Annotated in this window: 12 protein-coding genes; 11 read left to right on the top strand and 1 reads right to left on the bottom strand. The window is 49.4% G+C overall.

Translation table 11 applies throughout. The features are described from left to right. Positions 1-1,475: 1,475 nt before the first annotated feature. From FHS90_RS08870 to FHS90_RS08825, 10 genes are all read left to right on the top strand, one after another. Positions 1,476-2,561: a glycoside hydrolase family 5 protein gene (locus FHS90_RS08870; protein ID WP_182512771.1), complete on the top strand. Its 1,086-nt coding sequence runs from the start codon at positions 1,476-1,478 to the stop codon at positions 2,559-2,561. Positions 2,562-2,682: 121 nt separating this feature from the next. Then, on the top strand, positions 2,683-5,841 hold the full coding sequence (locus FHS90_RS08865; protein WP_182512770.1) for a SusC/RagA family TonB-linked outer membrane protein: 3,159 nt from the start codon (positions 2,683-2,685) through the stop codon (positions 5,839-5,841). Positions 5,842-5,857: 16 nt separating this feature from the next. Continuing rightward, entirely contained in the window at positions 5,858-7,471 is a 1,614-nt protein-coding gene (locus FHS90_RS08860; protein WP_066831597.1) for a RagB/SusD family nutrient uptake outer membrane protein, read from the top strand. A gap of 12 nt (positions 7,472-7,483) precedes the next feature. Beyond that, positions 7,484-8,392: a DUF5017 domain-containing protein gene (locus FHS90_RS08855; protein ID WP_161947694.1), complete on the top strand. Its 909-nt coding sequence runs from the start codon at positions 7,484-7,486 to the stop codon at positions 8,390-8,392. 152 nt (positions 8,393-8,544) lie between these two features. Then, positions 8,545-9,795 (top strand): MFS transporter, encoded by a 1,251-nt coding sequence (locus FHS90_RS08850; protein ID WP_066831592.1) that lies wholly within the window; start codon positions 8,545-8,547, stop codon positions 9,793-9,795. Positions 9,796-9,997: 202 nt separating this feature from the next. Next, the gene (locus tag FHS90_RS08845) at positions 9,998-11,419 is read left to right on the top strand and encodes an arabinose isomerase (protein ID WP_377047807.1); all 1,422 of its coding nucleotides are present in this window, start codon (positions 9,998-10,000) and stop codon (positions 11,417-11,419) included. 320 nt (positions 11,420-11,739) lie between these two features. After that, complete coding sequence (locus FHS90_RS08840; protein ID WP_182512769.1) at positions 11,740-14,325, top strand: hypothetical protein; 2,586 nt, start codon at positions 11,740-11,742, stop codon at positions 14,323-14,325. A gap of 18 nt (positions 14,326-14,343) precedes the next feature. Beyond that, on the top strand, positions 14,344-15,099 hold the full coding sequence (locus FHS90_RS08835; RefSeq protein WP_246386804.1) for an SGNH/GDSL hydrolase family protein: 756 nt from the start codon (positions 14,344-14,346) through the stop codon (positions 15,097-15,099). 288 nt (positions 15,100-15,387) lie between these two features. Continuing rightward, positions 15,388-18,171: a glycoside hydrolase family 5 protein gene (locus FHS90_RS08830; protein ID WP_182512768.1), complete on the top strand. Its 2,784-nt coding sequence runs from the start codon at positions 15,388-15,390 to the stop codon at positions 18,169-18,171. Positions 18,172-18,482: 311 nt separating this feature from the next. Next, complete coding sequence (locus FHS90_RS08825) at positions 18,483-21,545, top strand: cellulase family glycosylhydrolase (protein ID WP_182512767.1); 3,063 nt, start codon at positions 18,483-18,485, stop codon at positions 21,543-21,545. Positions 21,546-21,692: 147 nt separating this feature from the next. On the opposite strand, the gene FHS90_RS08820 is transcribed toward FHS90_RS08825, so the two are convergent. Then, positions 21,693-22,442: a GntR family transcriptional regulator gene (locus tag FHS90_RS08820; RefSeq protein ID WP_182512766.1), complete on the bottom strand. Its 750-nt coding sequence runs from the start codon at positions 22,440-22,442 to the stop codon at positions 21,693-21,695. A 203-nt stretch (positions 22,443-22,645) separates the two neighbouring features. On the opposite strand from FHS90_RS08820, the gene FHS90_RS08815 reads away from it, so the two are divergent. Continuing rightward, entirely contained in the window at positions 22,646-24,010 is a 1,365-nt protein-coding gene (locus FHS90_RS08815) for a glycoside hydrolase family 140 protein (protein ID WP_182512765.1), read from the top strand. The last annotated feature ends 224 nt before the right edge of the window (positions 24,011-24,234 follow it).

Genomic DNA, 24,234 nt, shown 5'->3' with positions numbered 1-24,234 from the left:
TTAGCCTATCTAAGATGACGTGGCCTAACCCTCATTCCCATTTTTCGCCAGCTAAACTTTATTGTTCCAGGCTGTAGAACACTTTGTATCTACCTCCTTCAGAGCCTTGGCACCAGGAAGTTTCTTGTAGGAAGGAATATGATGCTCTCAAATATTTGGCAGGTCAGAATACTATAAGAGCATGTTCAAATTTGCCTTTTGCGCTGCAAACGGGTATCAAAAGAACCTGACTTCGCGGTTGACTCGCACCATAGCGGGGCGTATGCTGCTCAAAAAACGCTTCGCCAGAACCTTTCGCTCCCCGTTTTCGCTTGCAAAATCAAAATTTAAACAAGCTCTAAACGAAGATTCTTTTATCTGAAAGAACCATTAGGAACATTGGGTGCAGTAGAAAGTAGTGAAAGAGACGTTATTGCCTTCCCCCTACTTTAATTCCTTCAAAACCCAGTTACAAAGAAAGGAGAGGTTCTCAGTCTAGCTTTTAGAGAAAGCTCTTAAAGTTTTTGAAACGTTTCCAGATCCACCCTTTCTGTTCCTCACCCATAAGTCTTCTTGTGCGTGCGGACGTTTTAGGGCTACTTTCAGGAAAACAGCTCCAAAACAGAGAATCCTATTACCCAAAGACCCAGAAAGAAACTTCTGTCAGAAATAAGATGAAATCTTTTGATCAGGCATCTTTTAGTAAGACCAGGATTAGACGTTGTTCAGGTATAAAAGTTAAGCCTTTGACACCATACCCATTCTTAGGTTATGTAAAGGGTTTGATGATTGTCTCCTTTACTTTCTTACTGCCTTTCTAATGTGAGAATGATACTTTAAACCCTCTTGGCTTAAGAAAAGGCAGGTTATGAGCGTTTCTGCTGCTGCGGAGGCTGGAGATTAGGTTTTGCATATGGTTAAAATGCAAATTTATACAGGTTTTGAAAGGGTGGTTTAGTTGTTAATGTCCTGTATCTAAAGAAGCAGCGGGGATTCGTGATTTTGAGAATTTGGTAAAAAAACTATTATACAGAATGCTGTAGACTGATATCTGGGAGTGGTTTCATGTCTACTTGGCTAGGATTGTCCTGTTGTGAAAATAGCAAATAGGGTTGGGGAGTTGGTATAAGTGATTAAAGGTTGTTAATTAACTGCGGCTTATTTCAAAACTATTTTAAGAAGCCGTGCCACTTTTTTCTTCTTGTGAAGTGACTCAGAATAGGAGATTCAGGCGGTAATAGTCAGATTTGTCTGAGAAAATGTTAAAAAAGTACTTGTCTTAGTTTAAGGTATAAGCTAAGTTTGTAATGTTTAATTCTTAGTGCGTTAGGGGTGTTTGGATAGATTGAGCATTGGGAAAATTATAGAAATATAAACACCGCCATTCGTTAGAATTGCTTCTGGTTTTTCTATTCTCCACAACTTGATCTAGGTTTCTTTTACTTTTTCTTATTGAAGCCTTTCTAAGGAGAGGTGACGTGTCAAAATATTTTAGTATGCAATTTATCAGAATTCTCCTTGTTTTTTTCTCTGCTGTGTCATTTGTAGGGTGTACCAGTACTTCAACGGTGGGTAAGTTAGTGGGGCCTTCTGAGGTGGCTTCAAAAAAATTAAAGGATAAGTCGTTTCCCTTCGGGTTGAACCAGGCGGGTGGGGACTTTGGGCAGAATATGCCCGGGGTTATTAATGTAGACTATGGGTACCCCACCGAGAAGCAACTGGATTATATGAAATCAAAAGGGCTAACGATGGTACGGTTTCCCTTTAAATGGGAAAGGATCCAAAGGGAATTAGGCGGTCCTTTAGATCAGGTGGAGCTGAAACGGATGAAAACCTTTGTAGATGCTGCCCGCGATAGGGATATGTGGATTATCCTGGATATGCACAACTACTGCCGCCGGAAAATCAATGGCACCACCTATATAATAGGTGAGACGCCTGAGGTGTCTGTAGAGGCGGTAGCAGATGCCTGGGGGAAACTAGCCACTGAGTTTAAAGGCTATTCAAATATCTGGGGATACGGAGTTATGAATGAGCCGCATGACATGTTGCCCTCCACCCCATGGTTTACCATTGCCCAAGCCTGTATCAACAGCATTAGAAAGGCAGATCCTGAAACGGCTATCCTAATAGGTGGTGACAGTTGGAGTTCTGCCGAGCGCTGGATGGAGTTTAGTGATAATCTGAAAGACCTGAAAGACCCTGCAGACAACCTGGTGTATGAGGTGCATGTCTATTTTGACAATGACGCCTCAGGAAGTTATAAAAAGTCTTATGAAGAGGAACTGGCCTCGCCTACCACTGGTATTACCCGGTTCGCACCGTTCTTGAAATGGTTAAAAGACAATAATAAGAGAGGCTTTGTAGGGGAATATGGGGTGCCAGATGACGACCCCCGTTGGTTAGTGACCCTTGACGTGTTCTTGAAACATTTACAGGAGAACTGCATCAATGGCACTTATTGGGCTGCCGGGCCCAGATGGGGGAAATACAGACTGGCGGTGGAGCCTAGAAACGGCGAGGAAAGACCGCAGATGCAGATCCTTGAAAAATATAAAATAGCTAATACAAACTGTAAATAACCTGCAACCACTGCAGTTTTTTATCAGATGCATGAGCGGTAGGTATAGCCTCACTTTTGTGGCTGCCCCCCCTTCTATGCTGGCTGGTTTCAATGGTATAGTAACTTCTAACGCTTTATGTATGAAAAACAATTTACTGAGTAGGGTGAGTTATCTCTTAATGCTTCTATTGGTTCTCCTCTCTGTTTCAGAACTCTTTGCGCAAGGGCTGAACATAAGAGGCCGGATCACTGATGAAAAAGGGGAAGGGCTTCCTGGCGTCACTGTCATGGTAAAAGGGACAACCAACGGTGCGTCAACGGGAGTTGACGGTACTTTCTCCTTTACAGTTCCTAACCGGGAAGGTACTTTGGTTATTTCCTTTATTGGCTACAAGCCCAGGGAAATGGCAATTCCCGCCTCTGGCGAAGTGAATGTGGCCTTGCAGACAGATGCGAAGCTCCTGCAGGAGGTGGAGATTGGTTATGGTACCGCCACACGGCAGGAACTGACAGGTTCTGTGGGTATGGCCAACATGCAGGATATTTATAAAGCGCCCGTGAAATCAGTAGATGAGGCCCTTGCAGGCAGGGTGGCCGGCGTATTGGTTTCTGCCAATGACGGACAGCCAGGCTCAAATCAGAATATTGTCATCAGAGGGGTGGGGTCTATTACAGGAAGCTCAGCGCCCTTATATGTGATTGACGGTTTCCCCATGGAGGAGTCTTACAGCAACTCGTTGAGCCCTAATGATATTGAGTCAATTGATATTTTGAAAGACGCCTCGGCAACGGCTATTTATGGTGCCAGGGGAGCCAACGGTGTCATATTGATTACTACCAAACGTGGTAAAAAGGGTGCCCCTGTGGTTACCTATAACGCCTACTACGGATTCTCTGAAAACCCCAAATCTCTTAAGCTGCTAAATGCTTATGAATATGTAAAATACCAGTCTGAGCTAAATGCTGAGTTTGCTGAGAAGGCTTTTTTTGTAGAGGGACGTGATTTAGAGTCTTACCGCAATGCCCCTACTATTGACTTGCAGGATCAGATCTACCAACGGTCTCCAGTGCAGAACCATGAGATATCGGTAAGGGGGGGGAATGATAATACCATTTACTCAATTTCAGGCAACATCATTGATCAGGATGGGATCATTGTTAATTCCAGTTTTAGACGTTACCAGGGGAGAATTACGCTTGATCAGAAATTAGGTAAGAAGATAAAAGTAGGCGTTGACCTCAACTATAGTAATGAGAAGACAAACGGGACTATCGCCACTGATGCCAACACCACCCGGTTAATGTACAGCAACCTCAGTCTTCTTTTTTCAGTTTGGGGGCACCGGCCAGTGAACAGACCTAATGAAACGGCGGGAGACCAGTTGTTTGACCCAACCTTGCCTGAGTCTGATTTCAGGGTGAATCCAGTAGTCTCTGCCAAAAACGACTTTTTGCAGGTATTGGTGAATAACTTCAGGGCCAATGCCTATGTAGAGTACACCATTATTCCAAGCCTTACATTGCGTATTGCAGGCGGCGCCACCAATATCATGATGGAAAGACAAGGCTTCTTCAACTCCAGCACCGCCCGCGGTAACTTTAGACGGGATGAAAAGCTGAACGGGTATATCTACCACCGGCCAGTGACCAACTGGAATAACACCAATACCTTAACGTACCGCAAAACCTTTAAAACGGACCATGCGGTTACAGCGGTAGTAGGAACTGTGATCCAAAAGCAGGAAGATGGCAACTATGGTTTCCAGGCTATACAGGCATTGAACGAGCAGACCGGAGTAGATGGTTTAGATGAGGCGGAAGCAAATTTTGGAACCTCTGGTTCTTCCCGTTGGAGTATGGCTTCGTTCCTGGGTCGGGTAAACTACAGCTATAAAAACAGATACATTGTAACCGGGACCCTTCGGTATGATGGCTCCTCCAAGTTTGCCCCCGGAAACCGTTGGGGTGTTTTCCCATCGGTTGGTCTTGCCTGGCGAGTGATTGAAGAAAACTTTATGAAAAACATCAGCTTACTCTCAGATGCTAAAGTGAGGGCGAGCTATGGCGCCACTGGAAACAACCGTGTTTCAGATTTTGCCTATATGTCTACGCTGGTGGTACCCAGAACAAGCGGGTATTCATTTAACAACAGTTCACCCACCAGAGGGGCTATTCTTGAAAGCTATGGGAACCCAAATCTTAAATGGGAAACCACTGTGCAATCTAACATAGGCGTAGACCTGGCATTCTTCAACCACCGGGTAGACATGGTAGTTGATTTCTACAGAAAAACAACCAAAGATGTATTGCTCAATGCCAACTTGCCTTACACTACAGGTCTGGTGAACACCAGTGAGCAGGCCACTGCCTTCAAAAATATTGGTAAGGTGCAGAATGACGGTCTGGAGTTCACCATCAATACCATCAATCTCCGGAAGAACACCTTTGAGTGGAGCACCAATTTTAACATCAGCTTCAATAAGAATAAAGTGCTGGGGCTGAATGAAGGACAAACCTCGTTGTTGCAAACCGTACGGTTTGATCAGGATTTTGCCAACACACCCGCCTATATTGCTACCCTTGGGCAACCCATTGGGCAGATGTACGGGTTGATCTGGGATGGTGTTTACCAGCTGGAAGATTTTGATGTGTCAACAAACGGCGCATATGTGTTAAAGTCAACGGTGCCTAACAACTCCCAGCCCAGACAGAACATACAACCTGGAGATATCAAGTATAAAGACATCAATGGGGACCTTGTGGTGAATGAACTTGATTTCGCGGTGATTGGCAGAGGTATTCCGTTGCACACAGGTGGGTTCTCCAATAACATTACTTATAAAGGGTTTGACCTGAATGTATTCTTTCAGTGGTCTTACGGAAATGACATCATCAATGCCAACAGGCTGTTCTTTGAGGGCAATGCCAAACGGATGGTGGGCTTAAACCAATACGCTGAAGTTGCAGAACGTTGGACCCCCGAAAACCCTAGCAACACTTACTTCCGCACCGGAGGGAAAAGGGACCTGTATTACTCCAGTAGAGAAGTGGAAGATGGATCGTTCCTGCGCTTAAAAACTGTTTCATTGGGGTACAACTTTAGTGAAGCCCTTCTTCACAGAATCAAATTGAAGACGCTGAGGGTGTATGCTTCCGCTCAAAACATTTACACATGGACCAACTATTCAGGTTCTAACCCAGACGTATCTACCCGTCACTCTGCTTTAACCCCAGGGTTTGATTTTTCAGCTTATCCGTTGGCAAGGACCGTTACATTTGGTCTGACCACCAGCTTCTAAGACAACATACATAGATATGAAAATAAGACATTACATAGCAGCTTTTTTGATAAGCGTGGGCTCTTCTTCCTGTGAGGACTTCCTGAGCACAGAACCCACCAACTTTGTTGCCCCTACCTATAATACAATAGCTGAACTGGAAACCGGTCTTACTGGGGTCTATGACGTGCTGGGCAGCAGAATGTTTTACGGTGATAACTGGCCCTTCTTCCTGAATGTAGGCACAGACCTGGGCTATTCCAGATACGGTAGCCAGGATATTACCGCCTACGTGATTACCCCCGGTGACAGGTATGTCACTGAATTCTGGAAAACATTATACCAGGGTATATTTAGGGCAAACCTAGTGTTGGCAAGGGTAGATAACCCCAGCCTGGACGAAACCCGCCGGAATGAAATAAAGGGTCAGGCGCTGTTCTTGCGCGCCTACTACTACTTTATGTTGGTAAGTAACTTTGGAGATGTGCCTTTGTTGCAAACAGATAAACCCAGCATAGACAATGTAAACGTGCCCCGTACCCCCAGCCGTGAAATATATGCCATGATTGTGAAAGACATGGAAGCGGCAGAGCAACTGGTGATAGACGCTTCCAAGCTTGCCGGAGGCGGGAGAGTGTCAAAGTCTGCGGTACAGGGAATTTTGGCCCGCGTGCATCTCACAATGGCGGGTGCCCCTCTGCGTATAGAATCCAGCTACGCAGAAGCTTTAAAGTGGGCGAAGAAAGTGAAAGACCAAAATTTTCACCAGCTTAACCCAGACTATTCTCAGGTGTTCATCAATTACGCCCAAAACAAGTATGATATCAAGGAAAGCATTTGGGAGGTAGAATTCTATGGCCGTTTGTCTGAAAACAGTGCAGAGTTCAATTATTTCATTGGGCAACGTGCGGGTTTATACTCAGAAAATGAGGCATTGGGCTTTAGTGGCGGGGCCATCAGGGCAACCAAATACCTATGGGACCTGTATGCGCTGGACCCCAACAGCACTACAACCCCGCCTACACCCCCCGCTACTGTTCCGGTGCCGCAAAAATCTCTGGATTTACGCCGGGACTGGACTATTGCGCCTTATATAATTTCGGCGGCCGGTGTGAAAGTACAAGACAATGATGTATGGCGTAAAACCATGGGTAAATGGCGCCGGGAGTATGAAGCTTCGGGCAAGGACCGTACCGTGTCAGACCAGAACTTCCCAATTTTGCGGTACTCTGATGTTCTTTTGATGCTGGCTGAGGCAGAGAATGCGGTGAACGGTCCTACCAGTGTGGCCTATGAGGCAATCAATGAAGTGAGAAGAAGGGCATATGGGCTTTATTTACCAGTACCGCCTAATCCGGGGGTAAACGCAGACTTAACCCCTAATCTGAATCCAGATGAGTTTTTCCAGGCCATTAAAGAGGAAAGAGCCCGGGAGCTGGCCTTTGAGGCGTTAAGGAGGCCTGACCTCATACGGTGGGGTATCTTATATGAGCGGTTAAAGGAGTACAGGGCCTGGGCAATGATACAACCGGGGTATGCGGCGGGTTTGGTGTTGGCTCCCACCAACGTAGCCCCTAACCATGTACTATTGCCCATACCTACGGCAGACCTTTCTCTGAATAAAGCCTTAACGCAAAATCCTGGATATTAACTCTAAATGACCATGAAAAAGATCCTAATTCTACTGTTGGGGGCTTTTGCCTTCACGTCATGTACTACAGACTTAGAAGTTGATGCTCCCTCGTTTGATGTTAAAGCAGATAATGCAGAGTTAACGTATGATGTAGGAGATACAGTTAAATTCTCCTTCTCCGGACAAGCCCACTACATCACGTTCTACTCTGGCGTGGCCGGCTCAGATTATGATTACAGAAACCGCACAGAGATAACAGGAGGTAAACCGCAGTTCCGGTTTACAAGCCAGTACGGAGGCGGGGGAACGCAGATCAATCCCTTAAAAATTATGGTAACCACAGATCTGCAAGGGTATACGAAAGAGGGGGTGGCAGCTACCCAATGGACAGATATCACCAGTAGAGCCACCATTGCAACAAATGCCACACTCATTGCATCAGGTATCATAGATCTTTCAGACATTGCATTGCCAGGCAAACCCATCTATATCGCGTATAAATTTCAGTCTGTGAAAGACCCGGACCGTGCCGCGGGAACCATGATTGTGCACAATTTCGTAGCCGAAACGTTAACGCCAGATGGCTCAGCCATACCAGTAGCAACACTTCTCACGGCAGGTTGGAGGCCAGTAAACGTTTTAAATGATGCCACTAATTGGACCACCAGAAGCACCCTGGCTCAACCAGATTTATTGTTGGCGGCTGGAGGTAAAAATGCAGAGCCTAGTGAAGACTGGTATATATCTAACCCGTTGTACTTTACCAAAGTGCCACCAGATACAGGCTTGCCTATTCAGAGTATTGGAACCAATGCCTTGACTACTTATGGGCATGTATATAATAAGGCTGGAACGTATAAGGTCACTTTTCTAGCCTCAAATGTGACAGTAGACGAGCAAAAGTCTGTTGTAAAACAACTTACTATAACGGTGAAGTAATAGTTTTGGATGACCACTTCTTTATCTGGCTAGCCGAAGGGAAGGTGCATCTGAGGGATTATTCTTTACTCGTGTGATATTGGGGAAGGAGATCTCCCGGCAGAATGCTTATTTTGGAATAACAGAAGAAAGTCAACGTCAATTTTATTGTTTTGAAAAAAGCCAACTGGATTATCCTCTTTCTGGTATTCATTGCCACCGGTCTTAATTTTTTAGACAGGCAGGTGCTGTCCATTACCATTATCAAGATACAGAAGGAATTCAACCTCTCAGATGTGCAGTATGGGATGATCAACACCAGTTTCCTGATCAGCTACGCGCTTATGTTTACCGTGGGCGGCCGTCTTACAGATAAGTGGGGTGGGAAAATAGGGTTGGCGCTGTCAGTAGGGGTTTGGTCTGTGGCCAGTGGTTTACACGGGTTAATGACTTCCTTCTACCACTTGGTTGCATTTAGGTTTTTGCTGGGGCTGGGGGAGGGCGGTTGCTTTCCAGCCGCGGCCAAAACGGTGAATGAGCTGTTTGCCAAGAAAGACCGGGCCTTTGCCAATGGCATTGCCATAGGCGGGTCTGCGTTAGGGGCGGTACTGGCACCGCCACTCACCATCCTGATCTCCAATGAATACGGGTGGCGTTGGGCCTTCATCATTCCCGGGATAATAGGAGTGGTATGGGTGCTGGCATGGGTCAGTATGCCCTGGAAGCGCAAGCAGGAGGCCAAAGAAGCAGCTGTGCCCCAGGCGGTGAGTAGTAAGCCATCCTTCTGGAGTGTGCTCACCAACCCCAAAGCACTGGTGTTTATTGCCATCCGATTTTTATTAGACCCTGTCTTTTACTTCATCATGTTCTGGATTCCCAAATACCTCAATGAGGAGCGCGGGGTGTCTTTTGATGAAGTAGGAAAACTGCTGTGGATTCCTTTCCTGGCCCTGGGGCTTTCCAACATGTTGGGCGGCTGGATCTCAGACCGTCTGGTGAGAAGCAACTGGGGCGTTAACAAAGCCCGCAAAATGGTTATGGGAGTTGCCGCCGCGTTAACGGTTTCAGCTATGATGGTAGAGAGCGTGTCTACCGTGCATATGGCTATCTTTCTGATGTCTGTGCTCCTGTTTGCCCATGGCTTCTGGATCACCAACTACATTACCGCCATCTCAGATGTATTTGGGGATATGGCCACTTCTACCGTGGTGGGCTTGTCTGGAACGGCCGGTGCCATTGCCGGTATCATCATTAACCCGCTTATAGGGATAGTGGTGCAGAAATATTCCTATGACCCGCTGTGGATCGTCTGCGGACTTATGTACCCTCTGGCTTTTGTCCTGTTGATGCTCTGTATCCCGCGCATTGAGCCATTGCTCCTGAAACAGAAACAACCTAAGCCAGACGCCAGGGCAGTTGCCTAAGGATCACCTATCCTATAAGTTTTCTCATGATATTTTAAATAAACCAGGCAGAAGCTTGTTAAATTTTTTAACTTAGTGCGTTAGGATATATCATTTATATTAAACTAGAAACACAATGACTCAGATCGTGGAAGAAGCATTGAACGGAGAACTGGTTGCTACCGCAGCAAAAGGAGCGCAAATACATACAAGAAAGAGAACAGTGCCAAGAATTGGGGTTTTTGGGGTAGGGTACAAGAAGTACTGGAGCCAGTTTGAAGGCCTGTATGACCAGATGCTGGAAAAGCAGGAGGTGCTTCTGAAACTTGTGGAGAAAAACGAGGTGGAAGTGCTGGACTTTGGCATGGTAGATGACGTGACCGGTGCCTATGAACTACTGCCTAAACTAAAAGGCGCCAACCTGGACCTGGTGTTCTGTGACATGCTCACTTACGCCACCTCCAGCACCTTTGGCGTCATCATCAAAAGCCTGGATGTGCCCATGGTATTAGTAGCGCTGCAGCCAGACAAGGCTTTGAACTATGAGAAAGCCTCTACCCACCAGCAGCTGTACAATGATGATATCTGTTCTCTGCCTGAATTTACCGGGGTAGCAGTACGCATGGGCAAGCGGGTGCCAGATGTCATCATCGGCACCTTGCATGATGACCCGGCCGCTGAAGCCGAGATAGCCGAGTACTGTAACATAGCCCGTGTGCTGCATGACCTCAAAACCGCCCGTATTGGCCACATTGGTCACCCTATTGAGGCTATGCTGGACATGCACTCAGACGCCACCATGCTCACCGCCCACTTCGGGCTGCACATTGTGCAGTGTGAGGCGCATGAGATCGTCAGCAAAGTGCAGGAGGTGGGGTTTCAGGAGCTGGAAGATGAGAAAAGCCGCATCTTAGATTTCTTTGATACGCCAGACCCCGTTTCTGACCCCATTTCTGAAAAGCTGCGCGATACTGATCTGGAGGTGGCCGCCAAGGTTTCTGTGGCCCTGGAAAAGTTTGTAGAGGAGAAGCAATTGACCGGTCTGGCCTACTACTATGAAGGCAGCCCTAACAGCGAGACCCAGCAAGTCATGACCAACCTGATTGTGGGCAACTCCCTGCTGACCGGTGCGGGCTTCCCTATGTGCGGCGAGTCTGACCTCAAGTGCTGCATTGCCATGCTCATCATGGAACGTCTGGGCATTGGCGGGAGCTTCGCTGAATTCCACCCGGTTGATTTCAAGGAGAATTTCATTCTGGTAGGGCATGACGGACCGCACAACGTGACCATTGCCCAGGGCAAACCGGTGTTGCGGAGCCTCAAGAAATACCACGGCAAACCGGGCTTTGGGGCAGGGGTGGAGTTCAAGATACAGGAAGGGCCTATCACCATGCTCAGCATTACCTCAACCTATGAGGGGAAATTCAAATTTGTCATCGCCGAGGGCGAATCTGTAGAAGGCCCTATCCCGCCCACCGGGAACACCAACACCCGTGGCTATTTCAAGCCAGATGTGAGAACCTTCCTGAAGAAATGGGTGAAAGAAGGGCCTACCCACCACTTTGCCCTGGGGATTGGCCACCACGCCCAGACCATTAAGAAGATTGGCGACTATCTGGGAATAGAAGCGGTGATTGTAGAATAAGTAGTTTTTTAGTGATTAGGTTGTCTGTTGTCTGCTGTTTTCGGCCTGTTTTTACAAAAACAGGTCGAAAACACAATCTAGTTTGTCGCCTTGTTTTCTGTCTTCACAGACAAGCTTTTGGGTTAACCTGGTGACTGGCAGACAGTAGGCTGTGGGAGCCTATCTATAAGAAATAATTTTCTGTTTTGGGCCTGGTTTTCTGAAAACAGCCCCAAAACAGAAATGCAGAAAAGCCTTGGCCAGTGCAAGTGTTTAGTGGTTATTTTACCTGCCGTAAGGGCGGCAAGTGGCATGAAACACTCTTAGTAAACCAGTAGCGAATGAATCTTAAAAGTAACCTGTTCCTTTCTGTCTTAGTCCCGGTCATCTTTGGATGTGCGGGCCGTACCTCAACGCCCGCGGCGGCCCCAACTACTGCCGCCGCTACCGCTGAAGTAGCGCCCTTACCCCTGGAAGATGCCAACCTGAAGGGCAAGCGTTTCCATAATATCACCCTAGAAGCCTCCCTCAAACCCTTCAAAGAGAACAGCCCGGCGGCCATCAGAAGAGCTGCCGCTGAGATGTTCACCCAATGGCATTCCCTGCTTCGGCACGCTGATACCGTCTCTGTGATGCTCTGGACCTCAGATGGGTCTGAGATTCTGGATTACAGCGGAGACTTGGGCCAGAGCCTGGAATGGTCAAAGTACATTGGGAACCCCAACACAGAACATGCAGTGAATTCCGGTCCTAAAGAGCTGTCGCTGCATGAGCGGGCGTACCTGTACCTGGAGAATCCGCCGCAGTACACCTACAAGGACCTTAAGTTCATCATTCAGACGCTCAAGGAGATGGGCAAGGCCATTACGGGCAAACCCATCAGAATTGGCGCCACCTTTGACCCGGGCCCGGAGTTTGCCAAGTCTGAGTTCAAATACAAGAAACACCCCGAGATTCTGGAAGGCAGCGCCATGGGCGAAAAATCATTTGTGTTCAGCTACGCCACCCTCATCGCAGACAAAACCCCGTACGCGGGCTTCCCGAACGGTATTCCGGACAACACCCCGTTCGGGACGTTTTTCGGGCGGCAGAGCCAGCACTTTTTAAAGGACCTGGGCTATGACTATATCTGGTTCAGCAACGGGTTCGGCTTTGGCATGGAACCCTGGGCCTCTACCGGGGTCATTTTCACCGGCAAAGGATTCAATGAGGAGAAGCTGGCCGAAACCAAGGAGAAGATCATCAATTTCTGGAGCCTTTTCAGAAAAGAATGCCCTGAGTTCAGGATTGAAACCCGCGGCACCAACCTCTCTACCGGTATTGACCTGGCCAAAGACGGGGTGGACCTGCAAGCCATCTATGGGGGCGGGTTCAACATTCTGCCGCCCCCCAATTCGCCGTGGGCCGCCTTAGATGGGGATTTTGGGCTGGAGATGATTGGCTATATGTCGCGCATGGCGCAACTGCCAGATGACCGCTATATTTTCAGGTACTACACCCATGACCCGTGGTGGCTCAACAGCCCCTGGCTGGACCGCTACGGCCGCGAGCCGCATGACATCTACCTGCCCATGGCCGTGGCCAGAATCAATGAGAAAGGGGAGATGCACCTGCCTACCCACCTTAACTTCCTGACCATTGATGACTCCTTCGGGAACATGCCCACGCAGGTGCCAGATGAGGTGACCCCGCATATCCTGAAAGCCCGTTATGACAGCCCCACCTCGCCGGGGCCGGTGGTGTGGGTGTATCCGTTTGAGGAGTACCATGACTGGGCAAAGAACAAGCCCCAGCGGTTACCAGAAATCTACTACGGTGACTGGTTTATCCGACAGGCCATCAACAACGGCTTCCCACTGAACACGGTCATCTCTACTAAATACCTGGCGCCTGCGGTGAAAAACAAGCCGGGGCTGTTCAAGGAATCTACTTTGTTGGCCATAGTGCCGGAGGCTGGTTCTGAGTATGAGAAAGCCTTGATCAGCCACGTGAAAAACGGCGGAAAATTGATTGTCTTCGGCCCCGCCGATTATATCAGCCCTGCCTTTGCAGAGCTGCTGAATCTGCATAATGCCAGCCCCATTGAAGGCGAGCTGCAGATTGTGAACCACTACATGCCAGATCAGGTGGAGACAGGTTTCCCAAAGAAGATCAGACACCAGGCGCTGTTTTCGGGCGGCGGCTTGCGCACCAAGGTGAAGAATACCAAAGACGCCCATACCACAGTGCAGGTAACCATGAAGCAGGGGCAGCAAACCCGTGATGCGGTGTGGACCAGAGCCCTCCCAGATTGGAAAGGCGGCAAAGTGGCTTATGTACGCGGCACCAACTCTAGCCACTTTGAGGGAGGCCGTCTGCTCAAGCCAGATGATGCCAAGGAGTATTTCATTGGGCCGGCGTACCTGCGCTATGTGCTGAAGGAGTTTGGCATGGAGTACAGCGTAGACAAGTATGCGCCCACGGTCAAAAACCCAGTGTTAACCATTGCCAGAAATGATAACGGGTTCCAGTTCTCCGGCTACGTGCCCAACACCTCTGTGCAGCACCGTTTCAAGTTTCCGCAGGGCGCCCCGGTGTTGCTGGGTTATGACACCCGTCTCCGGAACGGCTACGCCACCTACTCGTTGCCCACCGCTTTCCACCGCGAGGTGCGGGTGTTTGTGGAGCAGCAAGACGGCATTGTGTCCTGCAAGGAGATGCACTCCGGGGAGCTGGGCATTAGCAGAAGATTGGCCATCAGTGGCCTCAAAAATGCCACCGTACGGGTGTACCCCACTGAGGAGACCACAGATGAAAGCATCCACTTTTATTTAAACACCACCTACCCCTGGAAGGAAGGGAAACTGGGCTTTGAAAAGGGAGACCCGGCCCTGGGGAAACATTACGTGGTGAAGAATGTGACGGGCGACGTGGTAGTATCTTGGTAAAGGCGAAGGAACATGAAAATGAAACAAACTTTTTTGCTTCTGTTGGCTGTGTTCATGGGTTTGGCCTCACAGTGCCAGACCGTGAAGAAAACTACTGCGGCCTCTGTAAGGGTGCCAGCCGGGGTGGCTCACCCTAACACGTATCTGGCTGATCTCATGCAGGAACTCACGGTGAAATGGCCGAACAACCGCACCATTAACCTGGTGTTTCATGGGCACTCGGTGCCGGCGGGATATTGGGCCAACTCTGAGGTGCATACGCTGGAGTCATACCCGTACCTGCTGCTGGGCAAAGTGAAAGAGGCGTACCCGCACGCCGTGGTGAATGTGATCACGACGGCCATTGGCGGGGAATACTCAGAGAAGGGTGCCCCCAGACTGGCCACAGAAGTATTGCCGCACAGGCCAGATGTGCTGTTTATTGACTACGCCTTGAATGACCAGGGTATAGGGCTGGAGAGAGCCAGGGCTGCCTGGGAGAAGATGATTGAAGAAGCGTTGCGGAATAACCTCAAAGTGGTGCTGGTAACGCCGTCTCCTGACAAACGCCAGAACATCACTGATCCCAATGACCAATTATCTAAACACGCCCAGCAGGTGCGCGAACTGGCTGCCAAATACCACGTGGGGCTGGCAGACCCTTACGCCGAGTTTGTAAAGTTGGCCAGGGAGAGAGGCAGCGTGGAGGAGTACATGTCACACGTGAACCACCCCAACAAAAAAGGCCATGACCTGATTGCCACAGAGCTGGCCAAGTGGCTGGTGAAGAAATAGAAGATAACCCATTGACCCCATGAGATAAAAATACAACCCTGGCAGAAGACTGTCCGGCTCCTCTAGCACTTACCTGGAGGAACAGGAACGAGGCCTATTCTTGAATGAAAAAGGGGGATTTATAGCTTACCCATTTTAGGAACTACCGCTGTTTTTGGCCTGATTTTCAGAAAACAGGCCAAAAACAGAAAGCCATAAGGATACAGATTGACACCTTGTGTTCCCAGAGTACAGCGCTGTAAAGCTTTCATTCTTTAAGTGATTAGTGAACCTCTAACCCCATGTACTATGACAAGAATATTCCCCCTTATTCTCCTAGTATTCTGCCTCTGCCTATCAGCAGCCGCCCAAACCATCACCCACGCCTGGGACTTTAATAGCTCAGTGGTCAACAACCAGGTAGACGGTTGGAACATTGTGAATTTTACCAACGCCAACACGGCCAACGGTATTCTGAGCCTGACGGGCAGCGCCCGGTTCAACCACATCAGGTACAATGTGCCTTCTGGGGTCACCATTAACCCCTTGCAAAGCAAAACGGCTATCATTCGGCTCAAGAACGAGACGTCAGAAACGGTAGGCCGCCTCTATTTCTGGGGCAGCCAAGCCAGTGCGGTTTTTATTGATTTTGACATAACCCCCAATGATTCCCAGTTCAGGGAGTACAAAATAGACCTGAGCCGTGACACCGCCTGGACCGGTACCATCAGCGCCATCAGGTTTGATGTGCCTACCACCTTGCAAACGGCTTATTACGGCCAACAGGTGAAGGTAGACTATGTAAAGCTGAGTACTGAAGTGTTGCCTCCGCCCGCACCGTTGCCTAAACCCACCATGCCCGCCCGGGAGCCTGCTCCGTTTGGCATCAACCTGGCCGGGGCTGGCTTTGGTGAAAAGCAGAATATGCCGGGCGTGTACATGCAGCACTATGAGTACCCCACCAAGGCCGAGCTGGATTACTGGAAGGCGAAAGGCTTGAACCTGGTGCGGTTTTCCTTTGTTTGGGAACGCATTCAGAAAAGTTTGAACGGGCCGCTGGATAACTTTGAGCTGACCCAGATGAAACGGTTTGTAGACGAAGCCCGGGCCCGCGGCATGTGGGTGCTGCTTGACTTCCACAACTACGGCAGGCGGGTGATCAACGGCAATGAAGTCATTCTTGGGGCCTCTGGTTTGCCGGTGGCTACGGTGACAGATGTCTGGCGAAAACTGGCTTTGGTGTTCAAAGACTATGACAACATCTGGGGCTACGGCATCATGAATGAACCACATGACATGCTGCCCACCCACCCGTGGTTTGAAATTGCACAAGATCTTATAGAGGAGATCAGGGACGTAGATACCCATACCCCCATTGTGGTGGGCGGCGACCGGTGGAGCTCCGGTTATCACTGGCCCAGTTACAGTGATAACTTGAAGAACCTCTATGATCCATCTAATAAGCTCATCTTTGAGGCGCACCAGTACTTTGACGCCAACTTTTCGGGCCTCTATGCCAACAGCTATGATGCTGACCAGGTAACCCCCACCACCGGCGTTGACCGCATTGCCCCCTTTGTCAACTGGCTCAAACAGAACAACCTGAAAGGCTTTGTGGGGGAATACAGTATTCCAGATGACGCTGCAGATCTTAGCCGTTGGCGCGTCACCCTTGACAACATGCTGGCTTACATGAAAGCCAACGGCGTGAACGGCACCTATTGGGCGGCGGGACCCCGGTGGGGAGCCAACCGAATGGCTGTAGAGCCTTTGGGTGGAGTAGACAGGCCCCAGATGACCGTGCTGCAGAACTATTTAACAGCAGATGTAGTGCCTACCGGCAGCCCTACCAACCAGACCCACGTCTGGGATTTTAACGGTTCCCTCACCAACGGACTGGTAGATAATTGGTCTTTTGTGCAGTACGGGAGCGTAAGCGCCGCCAACGGCATTCTTTCGTTGACGGTGTCCCAGACCTACAACCACTTGAAGCATCAGCCCACGGCTGCCAATGCCATCAACCCGGCGGTAAGCAAGTATGCGGTGATCAGGCTGAAGAATGAGACCCCAGACACCAAAGCGCGGTTCTACTGGCGGGGAGCTGACCTGGCGGCCCACTTTGTGGAATTCACCATCACGGCCAATGATACCCAGTTCAAAGAGTATGTGGTGAACCTGACCCAGAACACCAATTGGAGCGGGCAGAGCACCATTAAGGAGATTAGGTTTGATCTGCCCAGCCCTTCCAGTGCCAGCGCCATAGGTAAAATAGTGCGGGTAGACCAGGTAAAGTTACTTTCTGCCGTAGCCCCGGCCCCGCAGCCTTTGACCTGGAATTTTGATGCCCCGGTTACCAATTATATGGTAGAGAACTGGGTAATTGTGAACTACACCAATGCCAGTACCGCTAACGGGATTTTGAACCTCATTGCCCCGGTGACTTATAACCACATCAAGTTAGATGTGCCTGCAGCATCTCCCATTGACCCGGCTGTCTATCAATATGCCACCATCAAGTTAAAAAACGGCACCGCCGAAACCAAAGCCCGTTTCTACTGGAGAGGCCCAGACCTGGCGGCACATTATGCTGAGTTCACCATTACTGCCAATGACGCCACTTTTAAAGAATATACCGTTGATTTAAGCCAAATAGCTGCCTGGGCAGGTCAGGGCACCATTAAGCAGATCAGGTTTGACGTGCCCACCCCCGTACAGGCGGCCTCGTGGGGAGCCCCGGTGGCCATTGATTTTATCTCTCTGGCGGCTACGGCGTCTCCAATGCAAACCCTAAATGTCTCCAGCATCTCACAGCCCCTGGTGGCAGAAGGCAGTCTTCTAGAAGATCAACGTCAATGGCAGGTAGTGAGCGCTAAAGATGGTGTGTTTCAGGTCATGGCAACAGTGCCCCAGGAAGAGAGGGGACAACTGCTTATCTCTGACCTGAGCGTTAGAAAACTGTATTCAAAACTGCACACCCTTCCCAAAGGCACAACAGTTCTGGAGGCAAAAGTTAAGCGAATGGCAGCTGGTATTTATGTGGTGACCTGGTACAACGGCAGGGAAAAGATCACCCAGAAAGTGAAAGTCAACTGACCTCTGAATATTCCTGACCTGGTATGGCTTTTTCCAGACAAGGTCAGGAAGGGAGGCCATTTTCTGAAAAAGAGACTATTTCTTACAACGGGAGGGGGGCAGTTCATCAGCCCCCTTTCCTTCCTGCTGTATTTCAGTAGGATTCAAAGGGGTACGCATGACTTTTCTGAGTTTTCTGTTTTTGGCCTGTTTTTAGGAAAACAGGTCAAAAACAGAAGGCAGGGTAAAAGAACAATAAGAAACGGTGAAGCTGCCACTGCCTGATCAGACCAAAAGGATTTTCAATTTTATACGCATACCTAACCACCTACATGAAACATAAACTTTTACTACTCCTTTTGTTCACCTTAAGCTGGGGTATTTTTCAGACTAAGGCGCAAAGTACTCCTGAGCCCTTCTTCAAGGAAGGGGAGAGGGTGAACTTTGTTGGCAACAGCATCACGCACGGCGGGTACTTCCATAATTACCTGTTGTTGTTTTATGCCACCCGTTTTCCCAACCAGAAAGTAGTCTTCTACAACTCAGGCATCTGGGGAGACAATGCCAACAGTTTCCTGCAGCGCATGGACGCTGATATTCTGAGCAAACCGGCAGATTACGCCGTGGTTATGGCCGGAATGAATGACGTAAACCGCAGCCTCTATGACCCGGCCCGCCAGAATGAGGCTGACATAGAGACCAAAAAGGCACGCGCCCTAACAGACTACAAAGGCTATTATGAGCAGGTAATTCAGAAATTACTGGCCGCCAACCTAAAAGTGATCTTGCAGAAGCCTACCATTTATGATGAGACCGGTACCCTGCCCGCCCCCAACATGCCGGGCGTAAACGGAGCCTTGCAGAAGGCCACCGTTATCATTGATGAGCTGGCCCAGAAGTACAACCTGAAGACGGTGGACTATTACACCATCCTAAACACCATCAATGCCCAGCTTCAGGCTACCAACCCAGCCGCCACCATTGTGAGCAATGACCGCATTCACCCCGGTGCCCCAGGGCATCTGGTCATGGCATACCAGTTCCTCAAGGAGACCAATGCCCCCAGGTATGTATCTAAAACGGTGATAGAAAACGGCGCTGTAAAAGAGTGTGCCAACTGCACCGCCCGTGACGTCAACATGGCCATGGGTAAGGTAGAGTTCAAAGTAAAAGCCAACAGCCTGCCGTATCCGGTTGCCTCAGATGCCGCCCCCGCTCTGGCGTGGGTTCCGTTTATAAGGGAGTTCAATGAGGAATTTTTGCAGGTTTCCCCCCTGAGCCCGGGCAAGTACACCCTGCTGATAGACGGCACGGTGGCTTCTGAGTTCACCCATGAGCAACTGCAGGCCGGTGTGAATCTGGCCACCATACAAAATACCCCCCAGTACAAACAAGCGCTTCAGGTACAGGGGCAAACCTCCCTCTACAGAACCGTACAGATAAAAGTGCGAGACCTGAAACGGGTGGAATTCAGTTACCTGCCCCGCGATCTTTTGGGCAAGCCGTATTCTGAGATAGAGGCGTACATCAATCAACTCATCAGTACCAATGATGTCAAATACACGGCAAATAAAGCCTTGTTTGATAGTTACCTGGTAAACAAGCCGCAGGAGCAGGCGCTGGAGCAGCAGCTAACAGACCTTGCTGATCAGATATATGTCCTCAATAAACCGGTAGAGCATACGTATCAGATCTTACGCAGCTTCCAGACCCAGACCCACATCTGGGACTTTGATAGCCCTATAGTAAACAACACCATTCAGGGATGGACCATAGTCAACTACAGCCCCGCCACCACTGAGAACGGCATTTTGAAACTGTTTGGCACCAGGGCCAATAACCTCATCAGATATGACGCACCGGTTGGTTCTATTGACCCCGCGGTGTCTAAGGTGGCTGTGATCAGGCTAAAGAATGAGACCATCCACAACAAAGCCCGTTTCTACTGGTGGTCCTCCAACCCTACCCATGATGCTGCCTTTATTGAATTTGATATTTCGGCCAATGATACTGATTTCAAGGAGTACATCATTGATTTAAGCAGAGATCCCCGCTGGGCGGGTGGTATTAAAATCATCAGGTTTGATATTCCTGCCTCCCTCAGTGCTTCTGAGTACACCAAGCAGATCAGCGTAGACAATGTACGCCTGTATACGTTCCCAGACATGCCAGACCGCACCCCGGCGCCCTTTGGGGTGAATCTGGCAGGGGCCGAATTTGGCTCAAACATGCCGGGTGTCGTCAATACAGACTATACCTACCCCACTATCCCTGAATTGGACTATTTCAAATCGAAAGGGCTTACGTTGATTAGGCTTCCATTCAAATGGGAACGAATTCAGTTAACGCTGGGCGGTGCCCTGGACCAGGCGGAGTTGGGACGAATGAAAAAATTTGTAGAGGCGGCCCGGGTGAGGGGAATCTGGGTGCTACTTGACATGCACAACTACGGGCGCCGCAAGATCAACGGCACCGAATACATTATTGGCGCGCCTGAACTCACCATTGCGCATGTGGCAGATGCCTGGGGCAAACTGGCGGCTGAATTCAAAGACTACGGCAACATCTGGGGTTACGGCCTCATGAATGAGCCCCATGATATGCTGGCCTCCACGCCCTGGAAGAACATTGCCCAAGCCCTGATCACCAAAATACGGGAGGTAGATACCCAAACTACCATTGTAGTGGCCGGTGACAGCTGGAGTTCTGCTGCCAGATGGCAAACCGCCAGTGATAATTTAAAAACCCTGTCAGACCCGTCAAAAAAGCTGGTGTTTGAAGCCCATCAGTACTTTGACAGAGATGCCTCTGGTAGCTACGCCGGTACCTATGACACTGAAGGAACCACCCCAACCACGGGTGTAGAACGGGTGACACCGTTTGTAGCCTGGCTCAAGCAGAACAATTTCAAAGGCTTTGTTGGAGAGTACGGGGTGCCAGATGATGACCCCAGGTGGTTGGTGACTTTAGACAATATGCTCAACTACCTGTCTGTTAACTGTGTGAACGGTACGTATTGGGCTGCCGGCCCCTGGTGGAATACCTACAAACTTGCGGTGGAGCCCAGGGGAGGGGTGGACCGGCCGCAATTACCAACGCTCCAGAAATACCAGTTTGCCAGCAATAACTGTTCTACCCTGACCGGTATCAAAGAAGATTTGGAAGCCTCAAAGAAATACGTATTGTTCCCTAACCCATCCCGCCATGAGCTTTTCCTGGATACCCCAAACTTCAATGGCGGTCAGGTAACCATTACAGATTTGTTAGGGAGAACTGTGCTGAATGGAACGGTGAAGGAAAGAACCATAGACGTTAAGGCGTTGCCAGCCGGTACGTATCTGCTGGTGGTAGTGAAGAAAGAGCAGCGTCTGTATAAACGGTTTATCAAAGAGTAACGGTTGCTGCTAGAGGAGGTAGTTTTCCTGTTTTGGGGCTGTTTTCTGAAAAATAGCCCCAAAACAGGAAAACCACCTCCTCTGTTGGGCAGAGGGATGAGAGAATCCCTTCAGGAACAAGTAAACCAGAAGCAGCCCGGCGTTAATTTATTTGCTTTGGTATTCCGGGTTCACTGCAATGGCAAACTTATACTTGTCGCCCCGGTAAAGAGACCTTTCAATCTCAATGACCTTGCCGGTGTCTGCCAACACGGCGCTGTCTAACACAAAGATGGGAATAGGGGCTTTGGTGTCAAAGTTGTTGTTGGGCGCAGCGGGCTGCATAATGTCAACACTAAGTGTTTGCTTAATGTCAGAAATTTTCAGGTTGTAGTTGTCTTCATACACCTTAAAGTATGAGATTTCAGTGGAAAGGCGGTCAATTTTAGGGCAGAGCGTGAGGGAGATGTATTTGATCTCATCTTTCATCAGGTCGTCATCTGCGTAGCGCAACTGGTGTATTTTGAGTACGGGGCCTTCCATGATGAGGTGCTTGCCCACTATGTCAGAGGAGATGCCTTCCTTTAAGATGGTTTTTTCTATGATGATGTTCTTTGGGGTGAACCCTTCGGCTTTAAGGTTCTCATTGAACCCGCGGCGGGTCATGTCCAGGGAGCCAAGGGTGCGCATCACGTGGTGGTCAGAAGACCGGTTGAGCACAAAGGTGCCTTTGCCTTTGATTCGCCTCGCCCAGCCGTTGTTCTCTACTTCCAGGAGGGTTTTGCGGGCTGTGGTGTTGCTGATGTGGTAGGTTTTGATGAGCTCGTTCTCAGAGGGAACCTTGTCTCCGGGAAGCAACTCACCGCTTTTGATTTTTTCTATTATTTCTTCGCTGATAGAAATAAACTTTGGCTTCATATGATTGAATGGCAACGGTAGAATTGGACTACTATTACAAAATTAAAATTTAAATGCAATCTACCCGCTTTTTCAGGGTATGAATTTGTGTTTTTTCGGTATGAGGTAGGAGCGGGGCCCTAGAGAGCCATTAAGATCTATTGGCTGTGGCGCTTTTGGCGCCACTTGCCTGTTACTCCTTTATTAACAAGTAAGTTATATTTATGCGTAAATTATTCCCTTCTTTTTTGTTTCTGGTGCTTTTTATCACTCAACTGGTAGTCTACGCACAGTCAGATGTGAAGGTGAGCGCCAACCAACGGTACCTGGTGTATCAAAACGGAAAGCCTTTCTTCTACCTGGGAGATACCGCGTGGGAGCTGTTTCACCGCCTGAACCGCGAGGAGGCCGCCCGCTACCTGACCAACCGGGCCCAGAAAGGGTTCACGGTCATTCAGGCGGTGGTGCTGGCCGAGCATAACGGGCTGGAAGACCCCAATCCCTACGGGAACACCCCGCTTCTCAACAATAACCCGGCCACGCCCAATGAGGCTTATTTTGCGCACGTAGATTTTATCATCAAAAAAGCACAAGAGCTTGGGCTGCACATGGCCCTGCTGCCTACCTGGGGAGATAAAATTTTCAAAAACAGCTGGGGGGTGGGCCCTGAGGTGTTCAACCAGAAGAATGCCTTTACTTATGGCAAGTACCTGGGAAACCGGTACAAGCATCAGCCCAACATCATCTGGGTAGTGGGCGGCGACCGAAACCCCAGAAAAGACACCACTGATGTCGCCATCTGGCGGGCGCTGGCCAACGGTATTATTGAGGGCGTGGGCGGGCAAGACAAGGCGCTTATGACGTTCCACCCCCAGACCAACTCCTCTGAGTGGTTCCACCAAGACGAATGGCTGGATTTTAATATGCAGCAGACCGGGCATTGCCCGGATATAAAAGTGTGGGAACGCATCACGCATGATTACCAACGGCAGCCCACCAAACCCACTTTTGACGGGGAACCGCTGTATGAAGAAATTCCGGTTTGCTTTGATTTGAAGAATGGCCGGGCCCAGGTGGTAGATTTGCGCCGAAGGGCATACCTCAGTCTTTTTGCCGGTGCGCACGGCCACACCTATGGCTGCAACAACATTTGGCAGATGTGGCAGCCGGGCCGCACAAAAGCAGTGGAGGCCAACCTGCCGTGGTATGAATCCCTGGACCTGCCCGGCGCCCAGCAGATGACCTTTGTCCGGAAACTGATGGAGTCACGGCCGCTGTTAGAGCGGGTGCCAGACCAGTCACTGGTGGTGCAAACCTCAGATGATTTCAGTACCCGTATTCAAGCCACCCGCGGCCTGGACTATGCCTTTGTCTATACGGCCTCCGGTATCCCCCCGGAAGTTAGCTTGGGCAAGATCTCTGGTAAAAAAGTCAAGGCCCACTGGTTTGACCCCAGAACTGGAACCTATACCAAAGCCGGCACCTTCAAGAACACCGGGACAAGGCGTTTTACCCCGCCCACGCAGGGAGCAGATCAGGACTGGGTTTTAGTGCTGGATGACACCAGAAAGAAATACCCGGTCAAGTAAACCAAGTGAATGGACAGAAACACCTAGAGCATGTTTAAATTTGCTTTTTGTGCTGCAAACGGGTATCAAAAGAACCAGACTTTGCAGTTGACTCGAACCATAGCGGGGCGTATGCTGCTCAAAAAACGCTTCGCCAGAACCTTTCGCTCCCCGTTTTCGCTTGCAAAATCAAAAATTAAACAAGCTCTAAACTTTTTTTGTGTGTCCTCTAGAAAGGTTCTGGG

The organism is Rufibacter ruber (assembly GCF_014138425.1).
In the GTDB taxonomy this organism is placed as follows: domain Bacteria; phylum Bacteroidota; class Bacteroidia; order Cytophagales; family Hymenobacteraceae; genus Nibribacter; species Nibribacter ruber_C.
Note: the sequence above shows the minus strand (reverse complement) of the source record. Positions and strands in the feature narration are given on the sequence as shown.

Bases quoted from the DNA above. Each gene is read 5' to 3' on its own strand.
- FHS90_RS08870 (WP_182512771.1), top strand. From the start codon at position 1,476: ATGCAATTTATCAGAATTCTCCTTGTTTTTTTCTCTGCTGTGTCATTT.
- FHS90_RS08865 (WP_182512770.1), top strand. From the start codon at position 2,683: ATGAAAAACAATTTACTGAGTAGGGTGAGTTATCTCTTAATGCTTCTA.
- FHS90_RS08860 (WP_066831597.1), top strand. From the start codon at position 5,858: ATGAAAATAAGACATTACATAGCAGCTTTTTTGATAAGCGTGGGCTCT.
- FHS90_RS08855 (WP_161947694.1), top strand. From the start codon at position 7,484: ATGAAAAAGATCCTAATTCTACTGTTGGGGGCTTTTGCCTTCACGTCA.
- FHS90_RS08840 (WP_182512769.1), top strand. From the start codon at position 11,740: ATGAATCTTAAAAGTAACCTGTTCCTTTCTGTCTTAGTCCCGGTCATC.
- FHS90_RS08835 (WP_246386804.1), top strand. From the start codon at position 14,344: ATGAAACAAACTTTTTTGCTTCTGTTGGCTGTGTTCATGGGTTTGGCC.
- FHS90_RS08830 (WP_182512768.1), top strand. From the start codon at position 15,388: ATGACAAGAATATTCCCCCTTATTCTCCTAGTATTCTGCCTCTGCCTA.
- FHS90_RS08825 (WP_182512767.1), top strand. From the start codon at position 18,483: ATGAAACATAAACTTTTACTACTCCTTTTGTTCACCTTAAGCTGGGGT.
- FHS90_RS08820 (WP_182512766.1), bottom strand. From the start codon at position 22,442: ATGAAGCCAAAGTTTATTTCTATCAGCGAAGAAATAATAGAAAAAATC.
- FHS90_RS08815 (WP_182512765.1), top strand. From the start codon at position 22,646: ATGCGTAAATTATTCCCTTCTTTTTTGTTTCTGGTGCTTTTTATCACT.